We start from the raw sequence: 20,535 nt of genomic DNA on the forward strand, positions 1-20,535 counted from the left end.
AGTGCGGTCTGCGCGGGGATGGGACGGAGGAGCGTGTGCCGCCTACGATGAGCCGCATGGGTGACGTACTGGCCGGATTTCATGCCGCCTGGGAGTTCGAGTCCGACTCCGTGGTCATCCGTTACGAACGTGGCATTCGAACACCCAAGCTATTTCAGGCGCTCGGTGAACGCAGGATCCCCTTCGAGGCGATCCAGGCGGTGACGCTCGCCCCCGGCCGGCGCGGCACGGTCGTGCTCCGCGCGGAGCCCCGGCCCGGCGCCGACCCGCTGATGGAGGCGGCCGCGGGCCAGCTGAAGGAGAGCTGCGATCCCTATCGGCTGGTGCTGCCCGCCGAGCGCGAGACCCTTGCCGAGTACTACGCCGACGAGTTGCGTGCGCAGCTGAAGCCGGACGACGGGCCTGCGGAGCGTCTCCTTGTGGCCGCGCCCGAAGTGCCGTTGCGGTTCAAGGCGTACGACGGGAAGGCGTCCTTCGACGGGAAGACCGTGTCGTTCCGGTGGTTCTGGACGGGGGCGTCGTCCGCCAAGTGGAAGGCCGGCGACCAGAGCTTCGCGATCGCCGATCTGAACGGTGTCGAGTGGCGGTCGCCCGAGGTCTTCGAGGGGCATCTACGGCTGTTGCGCGGGGCCGAGTCGCTGCTGCCTGTCGATCAGGATCCGGCGGCTGTGGTGTTCGGGCTGGGGTACGGGCCTGTGCACGAGTCGTTGCCGTTCGCGGCGGCTGTGCTGGCCGCGGTTCGCTCCGCGCGGCCCAGCGCTGTGATTCCGGCCGCTCGGCGTGATCCTGCGGATATCGCCGAGCGGATTCGGCATCTGGCGGAGTTGCATCAGGCGGGGCTGGTGACGGATGAGGAGTTCAGCGTGAAGAAGGCGGAACTCCTCGCGGAGCTGTAGCGGAGCTTCGGCTGCGGGCCCGCTGTGGCTGGTCGTGCCCACGCGGCGGAGCCGCACAGGTCACAGCCCCGCGCCCCTGTGGGGCACGACCCACCAGGGCGCCTGTCAGTTCTCCCTGCTCGTCGACGCGAACGACATGTCCGCGTAGCGGTCCCCCGCCACCTTTCCGGCGATCGGCTCCAGCAGGCTCAGCTCGTCGTCCGTCAGGATGATCCGGGTCGCCGCTGTGTTCTCCTCCACCCGGGTGGGCTTGGTGGTGCCCGGGATCGGGATGACCGGGAGGCCGTGGACCTGGGCTCGCTGTTGCACCCAGGCCAGGGCGATCTGGCCGAGGGAGGCGCCGTGGGCCTCGGCGACCGTGCGGATCGGGTCGAGGAGCGCGCCGTTGGCGGCCGCGTTCTCGCCGGTGAAGCGGGGCTGGTTGCGGCGGAAGTCACCCTCCGTCAGGTCCTGTTCGGCGTTGGCGAAGGAGCCGGTGAGGAAGCCCCGGCCGAGCGGTGAGTACGGCACGACCGCCACGCCCAGCTCGACGGCGGCGCCGACCAGGCTGATCTCGACGTCGCGGCTGAACAGCGACCACTCCGACTGCACGGCGGCGATCGGGTGCACGGCGTGCGCGGCCCGCAGCTCCGCGCCCGTGATCTCGCTCAGCCCGAGGTGCTTCACCTTGCCCTCGGCCACCAGCTCCGCCATCGCGCCGACGGTGTCCTCGATGGGGACGGCCGGGTCACGGCGGTGCATGTAGTAGAGGTCGATGACGTCGATGTCCAGACGCCGCAGGCTCGCCTCCACCGCCTGGCGGATGTACGGGCGGTCGTTGCGGATGACACGCCGGGTGGGCTCGCCCGCCGGGACCGACAGGGCGAACTTCGTGGCGATGACGACCTGGTCGCGGTGCGCCTTGAAGAACGGCGACAGGAACCGCTCGTTGTCCCCCACGCCGTACACGTCCGCCGTGTCGTACAGGGTCACGCCGAGCTCCAGCGCCCGGTCCAGGGCGGCCCGCGACGCCTTCGCGTCCGCGGGGCCGTAGGCGAAGCTCATGCCCATGCAGCCGAGCCCCTGTACGCCGACCTCGGGGCCGTTCGCGCCGAGTCGTGCGGTCGGGATCGTGCTGTCGGTCATCCGGCTTTCTCCTTCTCGTATACGTGGGCCTCGCCGTAGAAGGCGATCTTCCGGTCGAGTACGGCGAGGGTGTCGTGCAGCTCGGCGATCCTGGCCAGGACGTCCCGTCGGGTCGCCTCCAGGAGTTCGAACCGGTCGCCGTAGGTGTGCGCGCCCTCGCGCACCAGCTCGGCGTAGCGGACCATGTCGGCGACCGGCATGCCGGTCAGGCGGAGCTTGCCGACGAGGTCGAGCCAGTCGAGGTCGCGGTTGCTGTAGCGGCGCTGGCCGGTGTGCGAGCGGTCGATGTGCGGCATCAGCCCGATGCGCTCGTACCAGCGGAGGGTGTGTGCCGTCAGGCCGGTGAAGGCGACGACCTCGCTGATCGTGTAGTTGTCCGCGCCGTCCGGACGCCGCTCGCCCTGCGGCGGGCCCGCGCAGCTGTCGGTACTGGTACCCGTGGTCTCCATCACCGTCATGACCACCACGCTATGGCCTTGGAGTGCACTCGAAGCAAGCGGAACCGGTAAGAAATCTGCAGGACGGGCCGGGGGTGCGGTGGATAGCGTGCGGGACATGAGTCTCGTACGACGGGCCGCCCCCGACGATGCCGCCGAACTGCTGCGACTGCGCCAGGTGATGATCGACGCGCTGCCCGGTTCGGACCCGGGCACGGACTGGCACGCGGAGTCCCTGCCGACGCTACGGGAGCGGCTCGCGTCGGACGAGGACTTCGGGGCCTTCGTCGTCGAGCACCCGGAGCGGCCGGGGGCGCTGGCGGCGCTCGTGGTCGGGACGGTCGACTACCGGATCGGGAAGGCGGGGAACCCGCGCGGGAAGGCCGGGTTCGTCTTCAGTGTGGCCACCGACCCGGACGCACGGCGCCGGGGGTACGCGCGCGCGTGCATGGAGGAGCTGCTCCAGTGGTTCCGCGAGCGCGGCGCCGGCCAGGTCCTCCTCACCGCCTCCCCCGACGCCGAGCCGCTCTACGCCGCCCTCGGCTTCACCCGCAAGCCCGACCCCATGATGGGGCTGATGCTCTGAACCACTTAGGCTCGACGGCATGTCCTTGCAGAGCCTCGCGCTGATCGAGAACTGGCCGGTACCGACCGCCGCGGCAGGTGTCGTACGAGCCGACGGGACCGTCCTCGGGACCCACGGCCCGACCGGCCACCGCTTCCCGCTCGCCTCGGTCACCAAGCCGCTCGCGGCGTACGCCGCCCTCGTCGCGTACGAGGAGGGCGCGATCGAGCTGGACGAACCGGCGGGCCCGCCCGGCTCCACGGTCCGCCATCTCCTCGCCCACACCTCGGGGCTGGCGTTCGACGAACACCGCGTGACGGCCCCGCCCGGACAGCGCCGCCTGTACTCGAACGCGGGCTTCGAGCAACTCGGCGACCATCTCGCGAAGGCGACGGAGATCCCGTTCGCGGAGTATCTGCACCAGGCGGTGCTGGCCCCGTTGGGCATGAACTCGACCTCGCTGCAAGGCTCCCCGGCGAAGGACGGCATCTCGACAGTCACCGACCTCCTCCTCTTCGCCGCCGAACTCCAGGTCCCGCGCCTCCTCGACCCCCGCACGGTCGCCGAGGCGATGACGGTCCAATACCCCGGCACCAAGGGCGTGTTGCCCGGCTACGGCCACCAGAACCCCAACGACTGGGGCCTCGGCTTCGAGATCCGCGACTCCAAGTCCCCGCACTGGACGGGGAGTTCGTCGTCCCCGCGCACGTTCGGCCACTTCGGGCAGTCCGGTACGTTCCTGTGGATCGACCCGGCGGCGGGCGTGGGGTGCGTGGCACTGACGGACCGGGCGTTCGGGCCGTGGGCGGTCGAGGCGTGGCCGCCGTTCACGGACGCGGTACTCGCCGAACTCTCCGAGCGCTGACGGGCGTTGGCTCTCCGGGCGCTAGGTCATCTCCCACATCAGCAGCTCGGCCCCGGTAGCCGCCTCCACCACCAGATCCCGCGCGTCCGTGATCCGCGCCGCGTCCCCCGGCCCCAACTTCTCCCCGCCCAGGCCCACTTCACCGCGCACCACATGGACGTACACATGCACGGCGTCCGGTACGGCCGTGCGCTCACCGGGCGTGAGACGGCGGACGTGCAGCATCGCACCGGCCTCCGGCACGGCGTAGGGCGTGGAGTCCGCGATGCCGTGGACGATCCCGTACGACGGTTCGCCGCCGGGTTCCAGGGGGGCCAGCCACATCTGCACGAAGGTCAGGGGGCCGTCGGCGTCGTTGCGCTCGGTGTGCCGCACCCCGGCCCCCGAACTGAGCCGCTGGACGTCACCGGGCCGGACGTGGGTGACGTGACCGGTGGGATCACGGTGGCTCAGCTCCCCCTCCAGGACCCAGGTGATGATCTCCGTGTGGCTGTGCGGGTGTTCGTCGAACCCGGCGCCGGGCGCGAGCCGTTCCTCGTTACAGGCGATGATCGCGCCGAACCGGAGGTTGTCCGGGTCGTAGTGCGGCCCGAAGGAGAAGGCATGCCATGACTGGATCCCGGCCTGCGGGTCACCCCCTGGGTAGCGCTCGACGGAGCGCCGTACGTCCATCACGCCCACAACGGTAGCCCTCGGTGGAGACCCGCCACCGCATACCGCCGTCCGGATAAGGCAGTCTTGTCCCGTGCCCGAACCCGAAACCAGCAGACCCGCAGGCCCCGTGCCCCGTGCCCACTCGCACCCGGCGACTCTGAAGCGGCTGGAGCAGTCGTCCGGGAGTCTCGCCGCCCAGGCCATCGCGCGCATGGACGAGACGCTGCCGTGGTACCGGGCGATGCCACCGGAGAACCGTTCCTGGATCGGGCTGGTCGCGCAGGCCGGTATCGCCGCGTTCACCGAGTGGTTCCGGCATCCGGACGCGCCGCAGGCCATCTCCACCGACGTGTTCGGGACCGCTCCCCGCGAGCTGACCCGCGCCATCACTCTCCGGCAGACCGTCGAGATGGTGCGGACGACCATCGAGGTCATGGAGTCCGCCATCGACGAAGTCGCCGCCCCCGGCGACGAGTCCGTACTCCGCGAGGCGCTCCTCGTGTACGCCCGGGAGATCGCCTTCGCCACCGCCCAGGTGTACGCGCAGGCCGCCGAGGCGCGCGGCGCGTGGGACGCCCGGCTGGAGTCGCTCGTCGTGAACGCCGTGCTGAGTGGCGAAGCCGATGAGGGGGCCGTCAGCCGGGCCGCCGCCCTGGGGTGGAATTCGCCCGAGCATGTGTGTGTCGTTCTGGGTACCGCGCCCGATGGCGACAGTGAGCTGACCGTCGAAGCCATCCGGCGGGCCGCCCGGCACGCAAAGCTGCAGGTGCTCACCGGGGTGCTCGGGGACCGGCTCGTCGTCATCGCCGGCGGGAGCGACAACCCGCTCGCCGTCGCCAAGTCGCTGATCGGGCCTTATGCGGCCGGGCCCGTCGTGGCCGGGCCCATCGTGCCCGATCTGCTCGCCGCCACCCGGTCCGCGCAGGCCGCCGCCGCCGGGCTCAAGGCGTGCTCCGCCTGGCAGGACGCCCCGCGCCCGGTACTGGCGGACGACCTGCTTCCGGAACGCGCGATGGCCGGTGACCCCGGCGCCCGGGACCAGTTGGTGGAGGAGATCTACAGACCGCTGGAGGAGGCCGGGTCCGCGCTCCTGGAGACGCTCAGTGTCTATCTGGAGCAGGCGAGCAGCCTCGAAGGTGCCGCGCGGATGCTGTTCGTCCACCCCAACACCGTGCGCTACCGGCTTCGACGTGTGACTGACGTCACCGGCTGGTCGCCGTCGGATGTACGGTCGGCGTTCACGCTGCGGATCGCGCTGATCCTGGGACGTCTGGCCGATGGAGATCCCCAGAACTAGCCTTTTGTCGGGGCTCCACAAAACCCCTTCCCGTTCTTCGTCCCTGTCCCCACGGGCGGCCGTGCCCGTCTCCAAGAGAGAGTGTGAGAGTGCTCGTACTCGTCGCTCCCGGCCAGGGCGCCCAGACGCCCGGCTTCCTGACTCCCTGGCTCGACCTCCCCGGTGTCGAGGACCGTCTGCGTGCCCTCTCGGCCGCCGCCGACCTCGACCTGGTGCACTACGGCACCGACGCCGACGCGGACGAGATCCGTGACACCGCCGTCGCCCAGCCGCTGCTCGTCGCCGCCGGACTGGTCTCCGCGGCCGCTCTCGGTGCCGTGTCGCCGGATGCTGTCGCCGGTCACAGCGTCGGCGAGATCACCGCCGCCGTCCTCGCGGGCGTCCTGGACGACACGGCCGCCCTGACCCTCGTACGCAAGCGTGGTCTGGCGATGGCCGAGGCCGCCGCGATCACCCCGACCGGGATGTCCGCGCTGCTCGGCGGCGACCCGGACACCACGGTCGCGCACCTGGAGAAGCTGGGCCTGACCCCGGCGAACGTGAACGGCGCGGGCCAGATCGTGGCCGCCGGCACGCTGGAGCAGCTCGCCGCCCTGGAGGCCGACAAGCCCGAAGGTGTGCGACGGGTCGTGGCGCTCAAGGTGGCCGGCGCGTTCCACACGCGGCACATGGCCCCGGCGGTCGACACGCTCGCCAAGGCCGCGCAGGAACTGACGCCCGGCGACCCGACGATCACGTACGTCTCGAACAAGGACGGCAAGGCCGTCGCCACCGGCGCCGAGGTGCTGGAGCGGCTGGTCGGCCAGGTCGCCAACCCGGTCCGCTGGGACCTGTGCATGGAGACCTTCAAGGAGCTCGGCGTCACCGCGCTCCTAGAGGTGTGCCCCGGCGGCACCCTGACCGGCCTCGCCAAGCGCGCCCTGCCCGGCGTCAAGACGCTGGCCCTGAAGACCCCCGACGACCTCGACGCGGCCCGCGAGCTCATCGCAGAGCACGCCAACGCCTGAAGAAGGAGCCGTACGAACATGTCGAAGATCAAGCCGAGCAAGGGCGCACCGTACGCGCGCATCCTCGGTGTGGGCGGTTACCGGCCGGTCCGTGTCGTCCCGAACGAGGTGATCCTGGAGACGATCGACTCGTCCGACGAGTGGATCCGCTCGCGCTCGGGCATCGAGACGCGGCACTGGGCGAACGACGAGGAGACCGTCGCCGCGATGTCCATCGAGGCGTCCGGCAAGGCGATCGCGGACGCGGGCATCACCGCCGAGCAGATCGGCGGCGTGATCGTGGCCACGGTCTCGCACTTCAAGCAGACCCCGGCCGTGGCGACGGAGATCGCCGACAAACTGGGCACGAACAAGGCCGCCGCGTTCGACATCTCGGCGGGCTGCGCCGGCTTCGGCTACGGCCTGACCCTCGCCAAGGGCATGGTCATCGAGGGCAGCGCGGAGTACGTGCTCGTCATCGGCGTGGAGCGGCTGTCCGACCTGACCGACCTGGAGGACCGCGCGACGGCCTTCCTGTTCGGTGACGGCGCGGGCGCGGTCGTGGTCGGCCCCGCCAAGGAGCCGATGATCGGTCCGACCGTGTGGGGTTCGGAGGGCGACAAGTCCGACACCATCAAGCAGACCGTGCCGTGGACCGAGTACGACAGCACGGGCAAGTTCCCTGCGATCACGCAGGAGGGCCAGGCGGTGTTCCGCTGGGCCGTGTTCGAGATGGCGAAGGTCGCCCAGCAGGCGCTGGACGCGGCCGGGATCACCCCGGACGACCTGGATGTCTTCATTCCCCACCAGGCCAACGAGCGGATCATCGACTCGATGGTGAAGACGCTGAAACTGCCGGAGCACGTCACGGTCGCGCGTGACGTACGCACCACCGGCAACACCTCGGCCGCCTCGATTCCGCTCGCTATGGAGCGGCTTCTGGCGACCGGCGAGGCCAAGAGCGGCGACACCGCGCTCGTCATCGGCTTCGGGGCGGGTCTCGTGTACGCCGCGACGGTCGTTACCCTCCCCTAGGCACTCCGTGCCGGATCATCATCGGATCCGGTACGGCTGTACTCACCCGCCGCTGCCGCGGCGGGAACGCCACACCCTCTGGATCACAAAGAAGGAGCGCCTGACATGGCCGCCACTCAGGAAGAGATCGTCGCCGGTCTCGCCGACATCGTGAACGAGATCGCCGGCATCCCGGTTGAGGACGTCCAGCTGGACAAGTCCTTCACCGACGACCTGGACGTCGACTCGCTGTCCATGGTCGAGGTCGTCGTCGCCGCCGAAGAGCGCTTCGACGTCAAGATCCCCGACGAGGACGTCAAGAACCTCAAGACGGTCGGCGACGCGACCGACTACATCCTCAAGCACCAGGCCTGAGCCACCCCTTAGGCCCGGACCACCTGGTCCGAGCCGCCCCATAGGCCCGGCTGCATGGCCCCGCCACCCGGCGGTGGCGCCGCTTAATCCTCGTACCGTTGGAGAAAGAATTCCCGTGAGCCCGACCAATCGCACCGTGGTCGTCACCGGTATCGGCGCAACCACACCGCTGGGTGGCGACGCAGCCTCTACCTGGGAAGGCATGATCGCCGGCAAGTCCGGCGTGAAGCCCCTGGAGCAGGAGTGGGCCGCCGAGCAGGCCGTCCGTATCGCCGCGCCGGCCGCTGTGGACCCCTCCGAGGTCATCCCGCGCCCGCAGGCCCGCCGCCTGGACCGCTCGGCGCAGTTCGCGCTGATCGCGGCCAAGGAGGCTTGGGCCGACGCCGGTTTCACCGACAAGGCCGGCGAGGACCCGGCGGTCGACCCCGACCGTCTGGGCACCGTCATCGCCTCCGGCATCGGTGGTGTGACGACCCTGCTCGACCAGTACGACGTACTGAAGGAGAAGGGCGTCCGCCGCGTCTCCCCGCACACCGTCCCCATGCTGATGCCGAACGGCCCGTCCGCCAACGTGGGTCTGCTCGTGGGCGCCCGCGCGGGCGTGCACACGCCGGTCTCCGCGTGCGCCTCCGGCGCCGAGGCCATCGGCTACGCCATCGAGATGATCCGCACCGGCCGCGCCGACGTCGTCGTCGCCGGTGGCACGGAGGCGGCCATCCACCCCCTCCCCATCGCCGCGTTCGGCAACATGATGGCGATGTCCAAGAACAACGACGACCCGCAGGGCGCCTCGCGTCCCTACGACACCGGCCGCGACGGCTTCGTCCTCGGCGAGGGCGCGGGCGTCCTGGTCCTGGAGTCCGCCGAGCACGCCGCGAAGCGCGGTGCCCGGGTGTACGCCGAGGCGGTCGGGCAGGGCATCTCCGCCGACGGCCACGACATCGTGCAGCCGGAGCCGGAGGGACGTGGCATCTCGCAGGCCCTGCGGAACCTGATGGACAACACCGATCTGGACGCGGCGGAGATCGTGCACGTGAACGCGCACGCGACGTCGACGCCGGCGGGTGACGTGGCCGAACTCAAGGCGCTGCGCAAGGTGTTCGGCGACGACGCGGACCACATGGCGGTCTCCGCGACGAAGTCCATGACCGGGCATCTGCTGGGTGGCGCGGGTGGTGTCGAGTCGGTCGCGACCGTGCTCGCGCTGTACAACCGCATCGCTCCGCCGACCATCAACGTCGAGAACCTCGACCCGGAGGCGGAGGCCAACGCGGACGTCGTCCGCGGCGAGGCCCGCAAGCTTCCTGTCGAGGGCCGTATCGCTGCCCTGAACGACTCGTTCGGGTTCGGTGGGCACAACGTGGTGCTGGCGTTCCGGACGGTCTGAGAATTGCCTGTACGACGCTGAAGGGCCCCCACCGATCGGTGGGGGCCCTTCAAGCACGTCCGGAACAGGAACTCACACCACCTGGTGCAGCCAGCGCACCGGAGCGCCCTCGCCCGCATACCTGAACGGCTCCAACTCGTCGTCCCAGGGCTTGCCGAGGAGCTTGGCGATCTCCGCTTCCAAGTCGGTCTCGCCCTGTTGAGATCTCGCCAGAGCCGCGCGGAGGCGGTCCTCCGGGATGAGGATGTCGCCGTGGATGCCGGTGACGGCGTGGAAGATGCCGAGGTCGGGGGTGCAGCTGTAGCGCTCGCCCTCGGCGGTGGGGTTGGGCTCGGCGGTCACCTCGAAGCGGAGGAGGTGCCAGCCGCGGAGGGCGGAGGCGAGTTTGGAGGCCGTGCCCGCCTCGGCCTGCCAGGAGAATTCGGAGCGCCAGGTTCCGGGGGCGGCGGGCTGTCGGATCCAGTCGAGGCTGACGCGTGTGCCGAGCACCCCGGCGACGGCCCACTCGACGTGCGGGCACAGCGCGCGCGGCGCGGAGTGCACGTACAGAACTCCACGTGTCGTCACCGGGACCTCCGGACAGAGCGGGGCATCTTGCTGACTGGCGAACGGCGGCGGCAGGGCAGCCACGTTGAGGGCGAGGCTACCGTGCGGCGGCGCGCGGAGTGTGACGTACCGTCCCTCCCGGTGCCAGGAAACGCCGCCATTCACCCATGGGGACGCTTGTACGGGGGTGCGCCGTTGCATCGCACACATTCGGGAACCCTCGCGCGTTGTTATGGGTTGAGATGTGACACGACACCAAGGGGCTGGGCCAGGGCATGCGAATCCGACGTCACCGTTCACAGGCCGTGCTCGCCGTCGTGGCGGCGACCGTCCTGGGAGCCGCCGGCTGCGACTCCGGCGGGGGTGGCTCCGCCGGCACGCACAGCAAGAGCGGTACGGCGGCCAAGGCGAAGCCCTCCCCCGCCCCGCTGTGGGACAGCAGCCCGTCCTCGGTCGCGGCGGTCGGCGACTCCATCACCCGCGGCTTCGACGCCTGTTCGGTCCTGTCGGACTGCCCGGAGGTGTCCTGGGCGACGGGCAGCTCGGCCTCGGTCGACAGTCTCGCCGTACGGCTGCTGGGGAAGACGGGCGCGGCCACGCGCAGCTGGAACTACGCGGAGACCGGGGCGCGGATGGCCGACCTGCCCGCGCAGATCGGCCAGGCGGCCGCCCACAAGCCCCAGTTGGTCACGGTGATGGTGGGGGCGAACGACGCCTGCGCGGCCTCGACCTCGGCCATGACCTCCGTCGCGGACTTCCGCGCCGACTTCGAGACCTCGCTGAAGACGCTGCGCCGGTCACTGCCGAAGACACAGGTCTACGTCGCGAGCGTGCCGAATCTCAAGCGGCTCTGGTCGCAGGGGCGGACCAACCCGATGGGCAAGGAGATCTGGAAGCTGGGCATCTGCCCCTCGATGCTGGCCGACGCGGACGCCCTGGACTCGGCGGCGACCGAGCGGCGCGACACCGTGCTGGACCGGGTGGAGGCGTACAACAAGGTGCTTGAGCAGGTGTGCGCGACGGACGAGCGGTGCCGGTTCGACGGGGGCGCGGTCTACGACTACCGCTTCGGCACGGACCAGTTGAGCCACTGGGACTGGTTCCACCCGAGCACGGACGGCCAGGCGCGGCTCGCCGAGATCGCCTACCGTCGCGTCACCGCGCGCACACCCTTGACCTAGGGTTTCCCTCATGAGCGAACTTTTCGGCACCCTTCCCGACGGCACGCCCGTGCACCGCTGGACGCTGGAGCGGGCCGGTGTGCGGGTGCGGGTGCTGTCGTACGGCGGGATCGTGCAGTCGGTGGAGGTGCCGGACCGGGACGGGCACGTGGCGGACGTGGTGCTCGGGTTCGCGGATCTGGACGGCTATCTCGCCCATCCCGAGCCGTATCTCGGGGCGTTGGTGGGGCGGTACGCGAACCGGATCGCGGGCGGCCGTTTCCCGCTGGACGGCGTCACGTACTCGCTGGCGCAGAACAACGCGCCCAACTCCCTGCACGGCGGCGAGCGCGGCTTCGACAAGCGGGTGTGGGACGTCGAGCCCATCGAGCACGGGCTGCGGCTCAGCCGGGTCAGCGCGCACGGCGAGGAGGGTTTCCCGGGGCGGCTCGACGTCACGGCGACGTACACGCTGGACGAGTCGGGCGCACTGCGCTTCGTGTACGAGGCGACGACGGACGCGCCGACCGTCGTGAACCTCACGAACCACAGCTACTTCGACCTGGGCGGCGCGGGCAGCGCGGGCGGCGCGGGTGGTCATGAACTCCGGCTCGCCGCCTCGCGGTTCACGCCGGTCGACGGTGATCTGATCCCGACGGGCGCGCTCGACGACGTGGCGGGCACGCGCTTCGACTTCCGGGAGGCGCGGAAGGTGGGCTCCGGCTACGACCACAACTTCGTGCTGGACAAGGGTGTGACCCCGGCCGCCGTCGAGATCGCCGAGCTGCACGACCCCGCGTCCGGGCGGGTGTTGACGGTGGCGACGACCGAGCCCGGCATCCAGCTCTACACCGGTGAGCATCTGGCCGACCCGTTCGCCCCGGGTGCCGGGATCGCCCTGGAGACCCAGCACTTCCCGGACTCCCCGAACCGCCCCGAGTTCCCGAGCACGGAACTCCGCCCGGGCGACACCTACCGCTCGGAGACGGTGTACGGCTTCTCGGCCCGCTGAGTCGGGTGCCGGGGCAAGAATGAGCCCCGGTCCAGGGGTCAGGTCCCGGACCGGGGCTGTCTGAGGGGGACGGCGTCCCGGGTCAGACGTTAATCGTCGTCGCGACCCTGCGGTCGGTGATCGAGCGCCCGGCCTGGATCTCGTACGAACCCTTTACAAATGCCCACGCGTTCGCCGTCTCATCCCAGATCTCGAAAGATCGGCGCGGAAGTTCGACGACCACGTCGACGCTCTCGCCGGGCCCGGCCTCGACACCGGCGAATCCGGCCAGCCAGCGTGCGGGACGCTCTGGGTCGGTCTCGGTGTCGGTCTCGACGGGGGCCAGATAGACCTGGACGACCTCACGGCCGTGCCGGGCACCGGAGTTGGTGACACGGACGGTGACGGACGTACCGCCGCCCTCGATCTCCCCCTCGATCGATTCATAGCTCCAGTCGGTGTAACCGAGGCCGTGCCCGAAGGGGTACGACGGGGTGCGGCCCTCCTTCTCCCAGGCGCGGTAGCCGATGAACACGCCCTCGGTGTACGGGAGTTGGCCGTCCGCCGGGACGACCTGGGTGACCGGGGCGTCGGTGAGGGAGCCCCAGGTGGTGGGGAGCCGGCCGCCGGGTTCGTGGATGCCGGTGAGGACGTCGGCGAGGGCGGCGCCGCCCTCCTGGCCGGGGAACCAGCCGAGCAGGACGGCGGCGACCTCGTCGCGCCAGGGCAGTTCGACCGGGGAGCCGGAGTTGACGATCACGACGGTGTTCGGGTTGGCGGCGGCGACGGCGTGCACCAAGTCGTCCTGGCGGCCGGGGAGTTGGAGGTTCGTGCGGTCGTAGCCCTCCGACTCGACGCGTTCGGTGGTGGCGACCACGACGACGGCGGCGCTGGCGGTACGCGCCAACTCGACGGCCTCGACGATGAGTTCGTCCGGGTCGCGCTGCGGTTCCTGGTGGACGAGCGAGAAGCCGATGACCTTGAGGTCGCGGTTCTCGGAGAAGCTCACGACGTAGGTCAGGGACACCTCGACCGGGGTGCCGGCGGTGAGGTCGACGCGGGCGCGGGGTTCGGGGGCGCCGAAGAAGGAGCTGAACGGGTCGTCCTTGAGCGGGCGTTGGACGTCGTCGTAGTACGTCGTGCCGTCGACGGTGAGGGTGAAGGCGCCGAGTCCCTTGATGCCGAAGGTGTGTTGGCCGGTGTCGCGCGGGGTGAAGGTGCCGGCGAGTTCGACGGTGTGGAGGGTGTCGTGGGTGACGCCCTCGGGGAGGTCGGCGCCCATCCACCGGAGCTGTCCGCTGGGCGCGGAGGCGGTGCCGATGACCTGGCCCGCCGCGTCCCGGCAGACGGCGCGCAGCTCGAACCCCTTGTCGGCGTCGGCGAGTTCGGTGTTCGGGTCGGCGCCGACGGCGTAGGTGAGGGTGCCTTCTGGGAGGGCGGCGGTGAGGCCGTCGAGCGGGGAGACGACGTGGGGCGGGAAGACGATGGCGGAGCCGCCGCCGAGGACGCGGGCGTCGCGGGCGGCGGCGCCGAGGAGCGCGACGGTGCCGTTCGGCTTCAGCGGGAGGGCGTCGTTCTCGTTGCGGACGAGGACGAAGGAGCGGCGGGCGATCTCGCGGGCGAGGGTCTCGCCGTCGACAGGGGACGGGAGTTGGGCTTCGGCGACGACGGGTTCGGCGCCGTCGAGGATGCCGACGCGGGCGGCGAGCCGCAGCACGTTCCGTACGGCGGTGTCGACGGTGGCCTCCTCGACCTCGCCGTCGCGCACGGCCCGGGCGAGGGCCTCGCCGTAGACGGTCTTCGGGCCGGGCATCGCGACGTCGAGGCCGCCCTCGATGGCGCCGGCGGTGGAACGGGCGGCGGTCCAGTCGGAGACGTTGAAGCCGTCGAAGCCCCATTCGCCGCGCAGGATCTCGTTCACCAGGTAGCGGTGCTCGGTCATCGTCGTGCCGTTGACCGTGTTGTAGGCGGTCATGATGCCCCAGGGGTGGGCGTTCTCGACGATGAGCTCGAAGGGGGCCAAGTACAGCTCGCGCAGGGCGCGTTGGGAGATCACGTTGTCGACGGTGAAGCGGTCGGTCTCGGCGTCGTTGGCGACGAAGTGCTTGACGGTGGTGCCGACGCCGCCTGCCTGTACGCCTGTCACGTACCCGACGCCGATCCGTCCGGTGAGGTACGGGTCCTCGCTGTACGCCTCGAAGTGCCGTCCGCCGAGCGGGGAGCGGTGGAGGTTGACGGTCGGGGCGAGGAGGACGTGAACGCCCTTGCGGCGGGCCTCCTGGGCGAGCAACACGCCTGCCCGGTGGGCGAGTTCGGGGTCCCAGGCGGCGGCGAGGGCGGTGGGGGACGGCAGCGCGACGGAGGGGTCGTCGGCGGTCCAGCGCACACCCCGGACGCCGATCGGGCCGTCGGACATGACGAGGGACGTCAGGCCGATCTCCGGGAGCGCGGGCAGCGACCACATGTCCTGCCCGGCGAGCAGCCGCGCCTTGGCATCCAGGCCGAGCTTGCCGAGGGCCGCCTCGACGACTGCGTCGACTGCTCCGACCGCTTCATCCGCTTCGACCGCTTTACGGGGTCCCGCCATCCCGGTGCCTCCTCGTTGAGTCCGTGTGGTGCCGTGCCTCCATCGTGCATCGGTTACCTGTAGAGCGGTAGGTTTCGTAACCTTGCTGTTATGTGAACGGTCGCCGGGTGTCGTACGGTGACGCCATGAACGCCACGAACTCCAGGACCCGGCGCGAGGAACGACGCGCCGAGATCGTGCGGGCGGCCCTGGAGGTGATCGCCGAGCGCGGCTACCGGGGCGCGAGCCTGGCGGCGGTGGCGGAGCGGGTCGGCCTGACCCAGCAGGGTCTGCTGCACTACTTCCCCACGAAGGACGCGCTGCTCGTCGCCGTCCTGGAGGAACGGGACCAGTGGGACGCCGTACCGGACAGCCGGTGGCGCGTCGACCTGCTGGCCTCCCTGGTCGAGTACAACGCGATGCGGCCCGGCATCATCCAGACCTTCTCCGCGCTGCTCGGCGAGAGCGTCACGGAGGGGCATCCGGCGCGGGACTACTTCACCGAGCGGTACGTCCGGGTGCGGGCGAACATGGCGGGGGTCCTGCGCGCCGAGTACGGCGACCGCCTGCCGAACGGCCTGACGCCCGAGCGGGCGGCTCCGCTGCTGGTGGCGGTGATGGACGGGCTGCAGTACCAGTGGCTGCTGGATCCGGAGTCGGTGGACATGCCGGGGGCGTTCAGGGACTTCCTGGCGTTGCTGGGCGAGGAGGCGCAGGGGGGCGAGGAGGCATAGGGAGCGAGGAGGCGTAGAGGGCGGCCGGCTCCAGGTCGGTCAACTCCCGCGCTACTGCCGCCAGATGACGGCCAGCGTCTTGCTCACCACGCACACGAGGGCGAGGACGAGGGCCCAGTCGTAGACCCCGGCGAGGACCAGCGCGACGACCCCGGCCCCGAACCACACCACCTCGAACCCGACCCGGCCGGCGCCCCGCACCTTGTACTTGGCCTTCGGCGACCCGCACAACCCCCACAACACGGCGAGCACGACAGGCCCACCGACACCGAGCAGCCAGGTCAGCGGCGTGGCGAGATCCCGTGTGAACCCCCAGTAGCCGACGGCGACGAGAGCGCCGACCTCGATGGCGAAGAGGACGCCGAGGTTCGCCGCCTTGGCCGTGTCCACTGCCTTCACTGCCTTCGCTGCCGTCATGGGCGGCAGTATCGCCCGGAGGGGATCACCCTGTCGCGGGGGCGACGGCCACGACTTCGACCTCGATCAGCGCCTCCGGCCGGAACAGGCGGGGCACCTCGAAGGTCATGCTGGTGGGCGGGGTGCCGGTGAGGAACTCCCCTCGTACGGTGCCGTATTCGTCGAGCCTGGTGATGTCGGTCAGGTAGGTGCGGATGTTGATGACGTCGGCAAGGGTCGCGCCGTGGGCCTTGAGGAGGGCGGCGATGGTCTTGAAGACGGCTCGGCTCTGTTCGGCGAGGGTGGCGCCCTCCGCTATCTGGCCGGAGAGGAACAACAGGGCGCTTCCGTCGGGGTGTTCGACGCGGGCGACCTGGGAGTAGTAAGGGCTCAGGGGCTGGGGTGCGGAAGCCGGGTTGTCCAGGGTGATGCGCATGGCGTCGACGCTAGGTCCGGCTCTGCGGTGCGACAAGCGAATGTCTAGCATGACTGACATGCCCATCCAGCATGGCAGTTCACCGGACGACACCGTTCCCGACCTCTCCACCGTGTGGCTGCGGGTGTTCCTGGAGGTCGCCCGGCACGGCTCGTTCACGGTGGCCGCGCGGGTGTTGGGGTGGACGCAGTCCGCGGTGTCGCGGCAGATCTCCTCACTGGAGGCGGCGTTGGGCGGGGCGCCGTTGTTCGACCGGCTGCCGAGGGGTGTGCGGCTCACGGAGGCGGGGCAGGTGCTCGTACCGCATGCGGAGGCGGTGGCGGAGTCGCTGCACGGGGCGGTGCGTGAGCTGACGGCGTTGCGTGAAGTGGCCGGTGGGCGGGTGCGGTTCGGGGCGTTCGCGACGGCCGACTCGGCGCTGGTGCCGCGCGCGCTCGCCGCGTTCCGGGACCGGCACCCGGGGGTACGGCTGTCCCGCGAGGAGGGCCTCACCCCGCACCTCCTGGACCGGCTGACCTCCGGGCACCTCGACCTGGCGATCGTCTCCACGACGGGACGGGCGCCACTCGACGCGTACGAACTCCACCATCTCCTCGACGAGTCGCTGTACGTCGCCGTACCGGCCGACCACCCCCTCGCGGGGCAGGGACCGGTCCAGCTCGCCCAACTCGCCGACGCCGACTGGATATCCGGCAGCACCCGCCCCGAGGGCACCCTTCTCGACGCGGCCCTGCGACAGGGGTTCCGGCCGCGTATCGCCCACGTCGTCGCCGAGTGGACCGCGAAGGAGGGGTACGTCGCCGCTGGGCTCGGCGTGGCCCTGGTGCCGTCCCTTGCCTCCGGGGCCATACGGGCTGACGTGGCGTTGGTACCGGTGCTGGACGAAGGGGCGCCGGCTCGGGCGGTGTATGCAGCGACGGTTCGGGGGCGGGCGCTGTCGGTGGCGGGGGCGGCGTTCCTCGGGGTGCTGGAGGAGGAGGCGAGGCGGATCGGGTCGTCCGGCGCACCCGTGGCGTAGACCACTCCCGTCACGCGATACTGCGGCCGTCCGGCACCGCACCGCACCCCACTGCGAACGGAAGGCCTCAACCACCTTGAACGTCATACGAGTTCGGACCAGCATCCTCGGACTGGCCCTGCTGGCCGGTTTCTCCGCTCCCAGTACCGGGGCGGCGGCCGACACCACCCTCTCCCCGACCGTCGAGGAGCAGCGGCTCGACAAGGCGGTCCCCCAGGAGATCCTCGAACACTCCGGATTCGACACCGTGGCGCCGGAGTTCACCCACGCGCTCGAAGCCGCGCGCAGTTACGCGCAGGCCCGCCGCGTCGTCGTACGCGAAGGAACCGCGCTGTGGCGGCGGGCGGTCGACCGGGCGCAGGGGCGGGGGCCGGCCGGCGGGGATCTCAGCCGGGACGACGATCGGCCGTTGTACTGGGCACGGTTGGGGATGACTCGGGAAGTGCGGGGCTGGGAGCCCGAGTTCGGGATCAGTGATGGCCAACGGAACGCTCTGCTCTCCGAGTTGGAGACGACTTCGCGGGGGCAGAGCAGTATCCGGTATCCCCGGGAGAAGGGGGAGGCGGGGATCAAGCGGATTCTCGTCACCGGGTTCGACCCGTTCACGCTGGACGCGGACATCCGGATCTCCAATCCGTCCGGGGCCACCGCGCTCGCGCTCGACGGCACGGTGATCCAGACGGCGGACGGGCCGGCGCGGATCGAGACGGCCATGTTCCCCGTGCGGTGGGCGGACTTCGCGGACGGGACCGTGGAGCGGGCGTTGCGGCCGTATCTGCCGAAGGTGGATCTGTTCACGACCGTGAGTCAGGGGCGGGTGGGCCGTTTCGACGTCGAGCGGACCAACGGGGCCTGGCGGGGCGGGTATCCGGACAACGACAACGTGTCGAAGACCGAAACCGTGCCCGTCGCCGACCCGGCCTCGCAGCCCCAGTGGACGTCAACGACCCTGCTGTACAAGGCGATTGTGGCCGCCGACACCGGGCGGTTCCCCGTCTACGACCACACCGAGGTGACGGAGATCCCGGCGGGCGCGACCGCTCCTGTCGTACGGCCGGACGGGCCCACCGAAGGGTCCACGGCCCGTGCCGGGGGCGGCGGCAACTATCTCTCCAACGAGATCGCCTACCGGGCGACTCTGCTACGGGATCGGCTCGGGCTGCACGATTCGCTGCCGGGCGGGCATATCCACACGCCGGTGCTGCAGTTCGGGGCGGGGAACACGGACCCGGCGACCGGGGCGATCACCGATCCGGAGTTCGTGCGGAACCGGGTGGACATCATCGCGCAGGTCAGGGCGATGGTGACGGTGGCGATGGACGCGACAGCCGGTTCATAGCGTCGTAGAAGACGATTCGCCCTCGTCCTCCGCGCTCTCCCCCTCGGTCTCCTCCCCCAGCAGGTCCCGCGCCATCATCGTCGCCCCCGCCACCGCCCCCGGCATCAGGAACACCGCGACGAACGGGACCAGGAAGGAGAGGCCGAGGGGGGTGCCGAAGCCCCAGATCAGGGTCTTGCGGGAGCGGAGGAGAGTGAGGCGGGCGCGGAGGTCGACGCCCCGGCGTTGGAGGGCGACCGCCGTCAGCTCCTCCGTGAGGAAGAAGCCGGTGACGAAGAAACCGATCACCGGGATCACCGTCTGCCCGATGAACGGGACGAAGCCCAGGGCGAAGAGGAGGACGCCCCACAGCACCGCGCGGACCAGGATGCGGAGGCTGTCGCGGGCCGAGATCCACAGTTCGTGCCAGAGGGGGAGGCCCGATTCGGGGGCCGTGCCGTCCGGGGAGACGTCCCGGTCGACCTTCTCGGAGAGGGTCTCGTAGAACGGCTGGCCTATGAGGAGCGTGACGGCCGTGAACGTCAACACCGAGAGCAGCAGGGCCAGTACGAACAGCACCGCCGTGAGGAAGCCGCGGAACAGGCCCTGCCACGGGCTCGACCAGTCGTCCGCGAAGGGCGTCGCCCAGGTGACGAAGTCCTGGCCCCAGAGCGCCAGCGCGACCAGCGCCGCCACGTACAGGACCAGCGTGATCAGGCCGGGGATCAGCCCGAAGCCGTAGTGCCTCCCGTGCCGCGCCATCCAGCGCTGGCCCTTCAGGAGATAGCTGAATCCCGCGCCAAGATCATGCATAGGGTGAACTTTACTCAGCGTCAGCGCTATGTGGTCGCCACCGCCACCACAACCCCCCGGTCCGCCGCCGGCGACACCGCCGCCGTCACCCGTACCGCCGTCGCCCGGGCCACCCGGCCCGCGCGGGAGGTCGCCGCGAGGAGGGCCGGCTGGACGCGTTCCAGGGCGGAGACCAGGAGTTCCTCGCCCGCGACCAGGACCGGGCCGGCCACCTTCGTGGTCGCCGCCGCGGCTTCCGTGAGGTCGGCGAGGGGCGGGAGGGCGGCCCGGATCACGTTCACGCCCGCGGTCGCCGCCCGTTGCGCGAGGGCGACCTGGAACGGCAGCAGCGGAGCCAGCGCCGCCGTCAACGCCTCGGCCACGCGCCGGAGTTCGGGGGACGCGTCGGCCAGGGTGTCGGCCAGCGCGCGGATCAGCGGGGTGAGGGCCAGCAGGACGCCCGCGGCCACCCCCGCCGCCGCGGGCAACAGCGGGGACGCCGCCTCGACCAGGTCGCCGAGTGCCGTGGCGAACTCCTCGACCGCCGGTTCCACCGCGTCCAGGACGGGCAGCAGGCTGTCGCCGAGCACCGTGAGCAGCGCCTGCGCCGGTGCGCTCACCGGGTGCACGGCAAGCGGCGCGCCGGTCGTGCCGAGTCGGGTCAGGGTGTCGACGATGCGGTAGAACGCCTCCTGGGCCTGCGGCGACGCGCTCGCCTCGGCCAGTTCGGCGGTGGTCTCGCGCAGGACCCGTAGCGCCTCCGCGCCCGAACCGTCCCGTGGATCAAGGGTGTTGATCGCGATCCTGGTGATGTTCCCGGCCGTGTCCAGGAGTTGGCCGGTGATGTCGGTGGTGCTGCGCGCCATCCGCAGCACCTCGTCCCTGCTGGGGATCGAAGGAATCGTTGCCATGGGACCTGGGACCTCCTCGCCGTACGCGGTCATGCACAGCCGGCCGCACCCGCTGCCTCTGCTCAG

Annotated in this window: 22 protein-coding genes; 13 read left to right on the forward strand and 9 right to left on the reverse strand. The window is 70.8% G+C overall.

What is annotated here, in order from left to right:
- The first annotated feature begins 47 nt into the window (after nt 1-47).
- Nucleotides 48-896: a DUF4429 domain-containing protein gene (locus tag OG496_RS20080; protein WP_405976651.1), complete on the forward strand. Its 849-nt coding sequence runs from the start codon at nt 48-50 to the stop codon at nt 894-896.
- Between the two features lie 105 nt (nt 897-1,001).
- Here the strand turns inward: OG496_RS20080 and OG496_RS20085 are convergent, their stop codons facing one another.
- Entirely contained in the window at nt 1,002-2,021 is a 1,020-nt protein-coding gene (locus tag OG496_RS20085) for an aldo/keto reductase (RefSeq protein ID WP_399395015.1), read from the reverse strand.
- The gene (locus OG496_RS20090; RefSeq protein ID WP_366491090.1) at nt 2,018-2,479 is read right to left on the reverse strand and encodes a MerR family transcriptional regulator; all 462 of its coding nucleotides are present in this window, start codon (nt 2,477-2,479) and stop codon (nt 2,018-2,020) included. Before OG496_RS20090 ends, OG496_RS20085 begins: the two co-directional genes overlap by 4 nt.
- A 97-nt stretch (nt 2,480-2,576) precedes the next feature.
- Between OG496_RS20090 and OG496_RS20095 the strand changes: the two genes are divergently transcribed.
- Both OG496_RS20095 and OG496_RS20100 read left to right on the forward strand, forming a co-directional pair.
- On the forward strand, nt 2,577-3,044 hold the full coding sequence (locus tag OG496_RS20095) for a GNAT family N-acetyltransferase (RefSeq protein ID WP_399395013.1): 468 nt from the start codon (nt 2,577-2,579) through the stop codon (nt 3,042-3,044).
- Nucleotides 3,045-3,063: 19 nt separating this feature from the next.
- On the forward strand, nt 3,064-3,888 hold the full coding sequence (locus OG496_RS20100; RefSeq protein WP_405971853.1) for a serine hydrolase domain-containing protein: 825 nt from the start codon (nt 3,064-3,066) through the stop codon (nt 3,886-3,888).
- A 21-nt stretch (nt 3,889-3,909) separates the two neighbouring features.
- On the opposite strand, the gene OG496_RS20105 is transcribed toward OG496_RS20100, so the two are convergent.
- On the reverse strand, nt 3,910-4,560 hold the full coding sequence (locus OG496_RS20105; RefSeq protein WP_405976652.1) for a pirin family protein: 651 nt from the start codon (nt 4,558-4,560) through the stop codon (nt 3,910-3,912).
- Between the two features lie 73 nt (nt 4,561-4,633).
- Between OG496_RS20105 and fasR the strand changes: the two genes are divergently transcribed.
- The 5 genes from fasR (at nt 4,634) to OG496_RS20130 (ending at nt 9,601) form a co-directional block, all read left to right on the forward strand.
- Complete coding sequence (gene fasR / locus OG496_RS20110) at nt 4,634-5,839, forward strand: fatty acid biosynthesis transcriptional regulator FasR (RefSeq protein ID WP_328683584.1); 1,206 nt, start codon at nt 4,634-4,636, stop codon at nt 5,837-5,839.
- An 89-nt stretch (nt 5,840-5,928) separates the two neighbouring features.
- The gene (locus OG496_RS20115) at nt 5,929-6,846 is read left to right on the forward strand and encodes an ACP S-malonyltransferase (protein ID WP_405971854.1); all 918 of its coding nucleotides are present in this window, start codon (nt 5,929-5,931) and stop codon (nt 6,844-6,846) included.
- Nucleotides 6,847-6,864: 18 nt separating this feature from the next.
- The gene (locus OG496_RS20120) at nt 6,865-7,860 is read left to right on the forward strand and encodes a ketoacyl-ACP synthase III (protein ID WP_366491085.1); all 996 of its coding nucleotides are present in this window, start codon (nt 6,865-6,867) and stop codon (nt 7,858-7,860) included.
- Between the two features lie 105 nt (nt 7,861-7,965).
- The gene (locus OG496_RS20125; RefSeq protein ID WP_015660680.1) at nt 7,966-8,214 is read left to right on the forward strand and encodes an acyl carrier protein; all 249 of its coding nucleotides are present in this window, start codon (nt 7,966-7,968) and stop codon (nt 8,212-8,214) included.
- Between the two features lie 115 nt (nt 8,215-8,329).
- Nucleotides 8,330-9,601 carry a beta-ketoacyl-[acyl-carrier-protein] synthase family protein gene (locus OG496_RS20130; RefSeq protein ID WP_327404364.1) on the forward strand — a complete coding sequence of 424 codons (1,272 nt, stop codon included), beginning with the start codon at nt 8,330-8,332 and terminating at the stop codon, nt 9,599-9,601.
- A gap of 72 nt (nt 9,602-9,673) precedes the next feature.
- Here the strand turns inward: OG496_RS20130 and OG496_RS20135 are convergent, their stop codons facing one another.
- Nucleotides 9,674-10,168 (reverse strand): DUF3145 domain-containing protein, encoded by a 495-nt coding sequence (locus OG496_RS20135; RefSeq protein WP_366491084.1) that lies wholly within the window; start codon nt 10,166-10,168, stop codon nt 9,674-9,676.
- Nucleotides 10,169-10,422: 254 nt separating this feature from the next.
- On the opposite strand from OG496_RS20135, the gene OG496_RS20140 reads away from it, so the two are divergent.
- Both OG496_RS20140 and OG496_RS20145 read left to right on the forward strand, forming a co-directional pair.
- The gene (locus OG496_RS20140) at nt 10,423-11,328 is read left to right on the forward strand and encodes an SGNH/GDSL hydrolase family protein (protein WP_405971855.1); all 906 of its coding nucleotides are present in this window, start codon (nt 10,423-10,425) and stop codon (nt 11,326-11,328) included.
- Nucleotides 11,329-11,338: 10 nt separating this feature from the next.
- Entirely contained in the window at nt 11,339-12,319 is a 981-nt protein-coding gene (locus OG496_RS20145; RefSeq protein WP_405971856.1) for an aldose epimerase family protein, read from the forward strand.
- Nucleotides 12,320-12,401: 82 nt separating this feature from the next.
- Here the strand turns inward: OG496_RS20145 and OG496_RS20150 are convergent, their stop codons facing one another.
- Nucleotides 12,402-14,885, reverse strand: a complete 2,484-nt coding sequence (locus OG496_RS20150; RefSeq protein ID WP_405971857.1) for a beta-glucosidase — start codon at nt 14,883-14,885, stop codon at nt 12,402-12,404.
- A gap of 107 nt (nt 14,886-14,992) precedes the next feature.
- On the opposite strand from OG496_RS20150, the gene OG496_RS20155 reads away from it, so the two are divergent.
- Nucleotides 14,993-15,598, forward strand: a complete 606-nt coding sequence (locus OG496_RS20155; RefSeq protein ID WP_366491080.1) for a TetR/AcrR family transcriptional regulator — start codon at nt 14,993-14,995, stop codon at nt 15,596-15,598.
- A 51-nt stretch (nt 15,599-15,649) separates the two neighbouring features.
- Here the strand turns inward: OG496_RS20155 and OG496_RS20160 are convergent, their stop codons facing one another.
- Both OG496_RS20160 and OG496_RS20165 read right to left on the reverse strand, forming a co-directional pair.
- Nucleotides 15,650-16,015: a YrdB family protein gene (locus OG496_RS20160; protein ID WP_405971858.1), complete on the reverse strand. Its 366-nt coding sequence runs from the start codon at nt 16,013-16,015 to the stop codon at nt 15,650-15,652.
- 25 nt (nt 16,016-16,040) lie between these two features.
- On the reverse strand, nt 16,041-16,430 hold the full coding sequence (locus OG496_RS20165) for a RidA family protein (protein ID WP_405971859.1): 390 nt from the start codon (nt 16,428-16,430) through the stop codon (nt 16,041-16,043).
- Between the two features lie 49 nt (nt 16,431-16,479).
- On the opposite strand from OG496_RS20165, the gene OG496_RS20170 reads away from it, so the two are divergent.
- Together OG496_RS20170 and OG496_RS20175 are read left to right on the forward strand one after the other, a co-directional pair.
- Nucleotides 16,480-17,448: a LysR family transcriptional regulator gene (locus tag OG496_RS20170; protein WP_405971860.1), complete on the forward strand. Its 969-nt coding sequence runs from the start codon at nt 16,480-16,482 to the stop codon at nt 17,446-17,448.
- Between the two features lie 76 nt (nt 17,449-17,524).
- The gene (locus OG496_RS20175; protein ID WP_405971861.1) at nt 17,525-18,787 is read left to right on the forward strand and encodes a pyroglutamyl peptidase; all 1,263 of its coding nucleotides are present in this window, start codon (nt 17,525-17,527) and stop codon (nt 18,785-18,787) included.
- Here OG496_RS20175 and OG496_RS20180 read toward each other — a convergent pair.
- Both OG496_RS20180 and OG496_RS20185 read right to left on the reverse strand, forming a co-directional pair.
- Nucleotides 18,782-19,579, reverse strand: coding sequence for an EI24 domain-containing protein (locus OG496_RS20180; protein WP_405971862.1), 798 nt, complete (start codon nt 19,577-19,579; stop codon nt 18,782-18,784). The two genes, OG496_RS20175 and OG496_RS20180, sit on opposite strands and share 6 nt — an antisense overlap.
- Nucleotides 19,580-19,605: 26 nt before the next feature.
- Nucleotides 19,606-20,469, reverse strand: a complete 864-nt coding sequence (locus tag OG496_RS20185) for a hypothetical protein (protein ID WP_405971863.1) — start codon at nt 20,467-20,469, stop codon at nt 19,606-19,608.
- Nucleotides 20,470-20,535 lie beyond the last annotated feature (66 nt).

Origin of the sequence: Streptomyces sp. NBC_00988, from assembly GCF_045162645.1 — a bacterium.
Lineage (GTDB): Bacteria > Actinomycetota > Actinomycetes > Streptomycetales > Streptomycetaceae > Streptomyces.

Bases quoted from the DNA above. Each gene is read 5' to 3' on its own strand.
- OG496_RS20080 (WP_405976651.1), top strand. From the start codon at position 48: ATGAGCCGCATGGGTGACGTACTGGCCGGATTTCATGCCGCCTGGGAG.
- OG496_RS20085 (WP_399395015.1), bottom strand. From the start codon at position 2,021: ATGACCGACAGCACGATCCCGACCGCACGACTCGGCGCGAACGGCCCC.
- OG496_RS20090 (WP_366491090.1), bottom strand. From the start codon at position 2,479: ATGACGGTGATGGAGACCACGGGTACCAGTACCGACAGCTGCGCGGGC.
- OG496_RS20095 (WP_399395013.1), top strand. From the start codon at position 2,577: ATGAGTCTCGTACGACGGGCCGCCCCCGACGATGCCGCCGAACTGCTG.
- OG496_RS20100 (WP_405971853.1), top strand. From the start codon at position 3,064: ATGTCCTTGCAGAGCCTCGCGCTGATCGAGAACTGGCCGGTACCGACC.
- OG496_RS20105 (WP_405976652.1), bottom strand. From the start codon at position 4,560: ATGGACGTACGGCGCTCCGTCGAGCGCTACCCAGGGGGTGACCCGCAG.
- OG496_RS20120 (WP_366491085.1), top strand. From the start codon at position 6,865: ATGTCGAAGATCAAGCCGAGCAAGGGCGCACCGTACGCGCGCATCCTC.
- OG496_RS20125 (WP_015660680.1), top strand. From the start codon at position 7,966: ATGGCCGCCACTCAGGAAGAGATCGTCGCCGGTCTCGCCGACATCGTG.
- OG496_RS20140 (WP_405971855.1), top strand. From the start codon at position 10,423: ATGCGAATCCGACGTCACCGTTCACAGGCCGTGCTCGCCGTCGTGGCG.
- OG496_RS20145 (WP_405971856.1), top strand. From the start codon at position 11,339: ATGAGCGAACTTTTCGGCACCCTTCCCGACGGCACGCCCGTGCACCGC.
- OG496_RS20150 (WP_405971857.1), bottom strand. From the start codon at position 14,885: ATGGCGGGACCCCGTAAAGCGGTCGAAGCGGATGAAGCGGTCGGAGCA.
- OG496_RS20160 (WP_405971858.1), bottom strand. From the start codon at position 16,015: ATGACGGCAGCGAAGGCAGTGAAGGCAGTGGACACGGCCAAGGCGGCG.
- OG496_RS20165 (WP_405971859.1), bottom strand. From the start codon at position 16,430: ATGCGCATCACCCTGGACAACCCGGCTTCCGCACCCCAGCCCCTGAGC.
- OG496_RS20170 (WP_405971860.1), top strand. From the start codon at position 16,480: ATGACTGACATGCCCATCCAGCATGGCAGTTCACCGGACGACACCGTT.
- OG496_RS20180 (WP_405971862.1), bottom strand. From the start codon at position 19,579: ATGCATGATCTTGGCGCGGGATTCAGCTATCTCCTGAAGGGCCAGCGC.
- OG496_RS20185 (WP_405971863.1), bottom strand. From the start codon at position 20,469: ATGGCAACGATTCCTTCGATCCCCAGCAGGGACGAGGTGCTGCGGATG.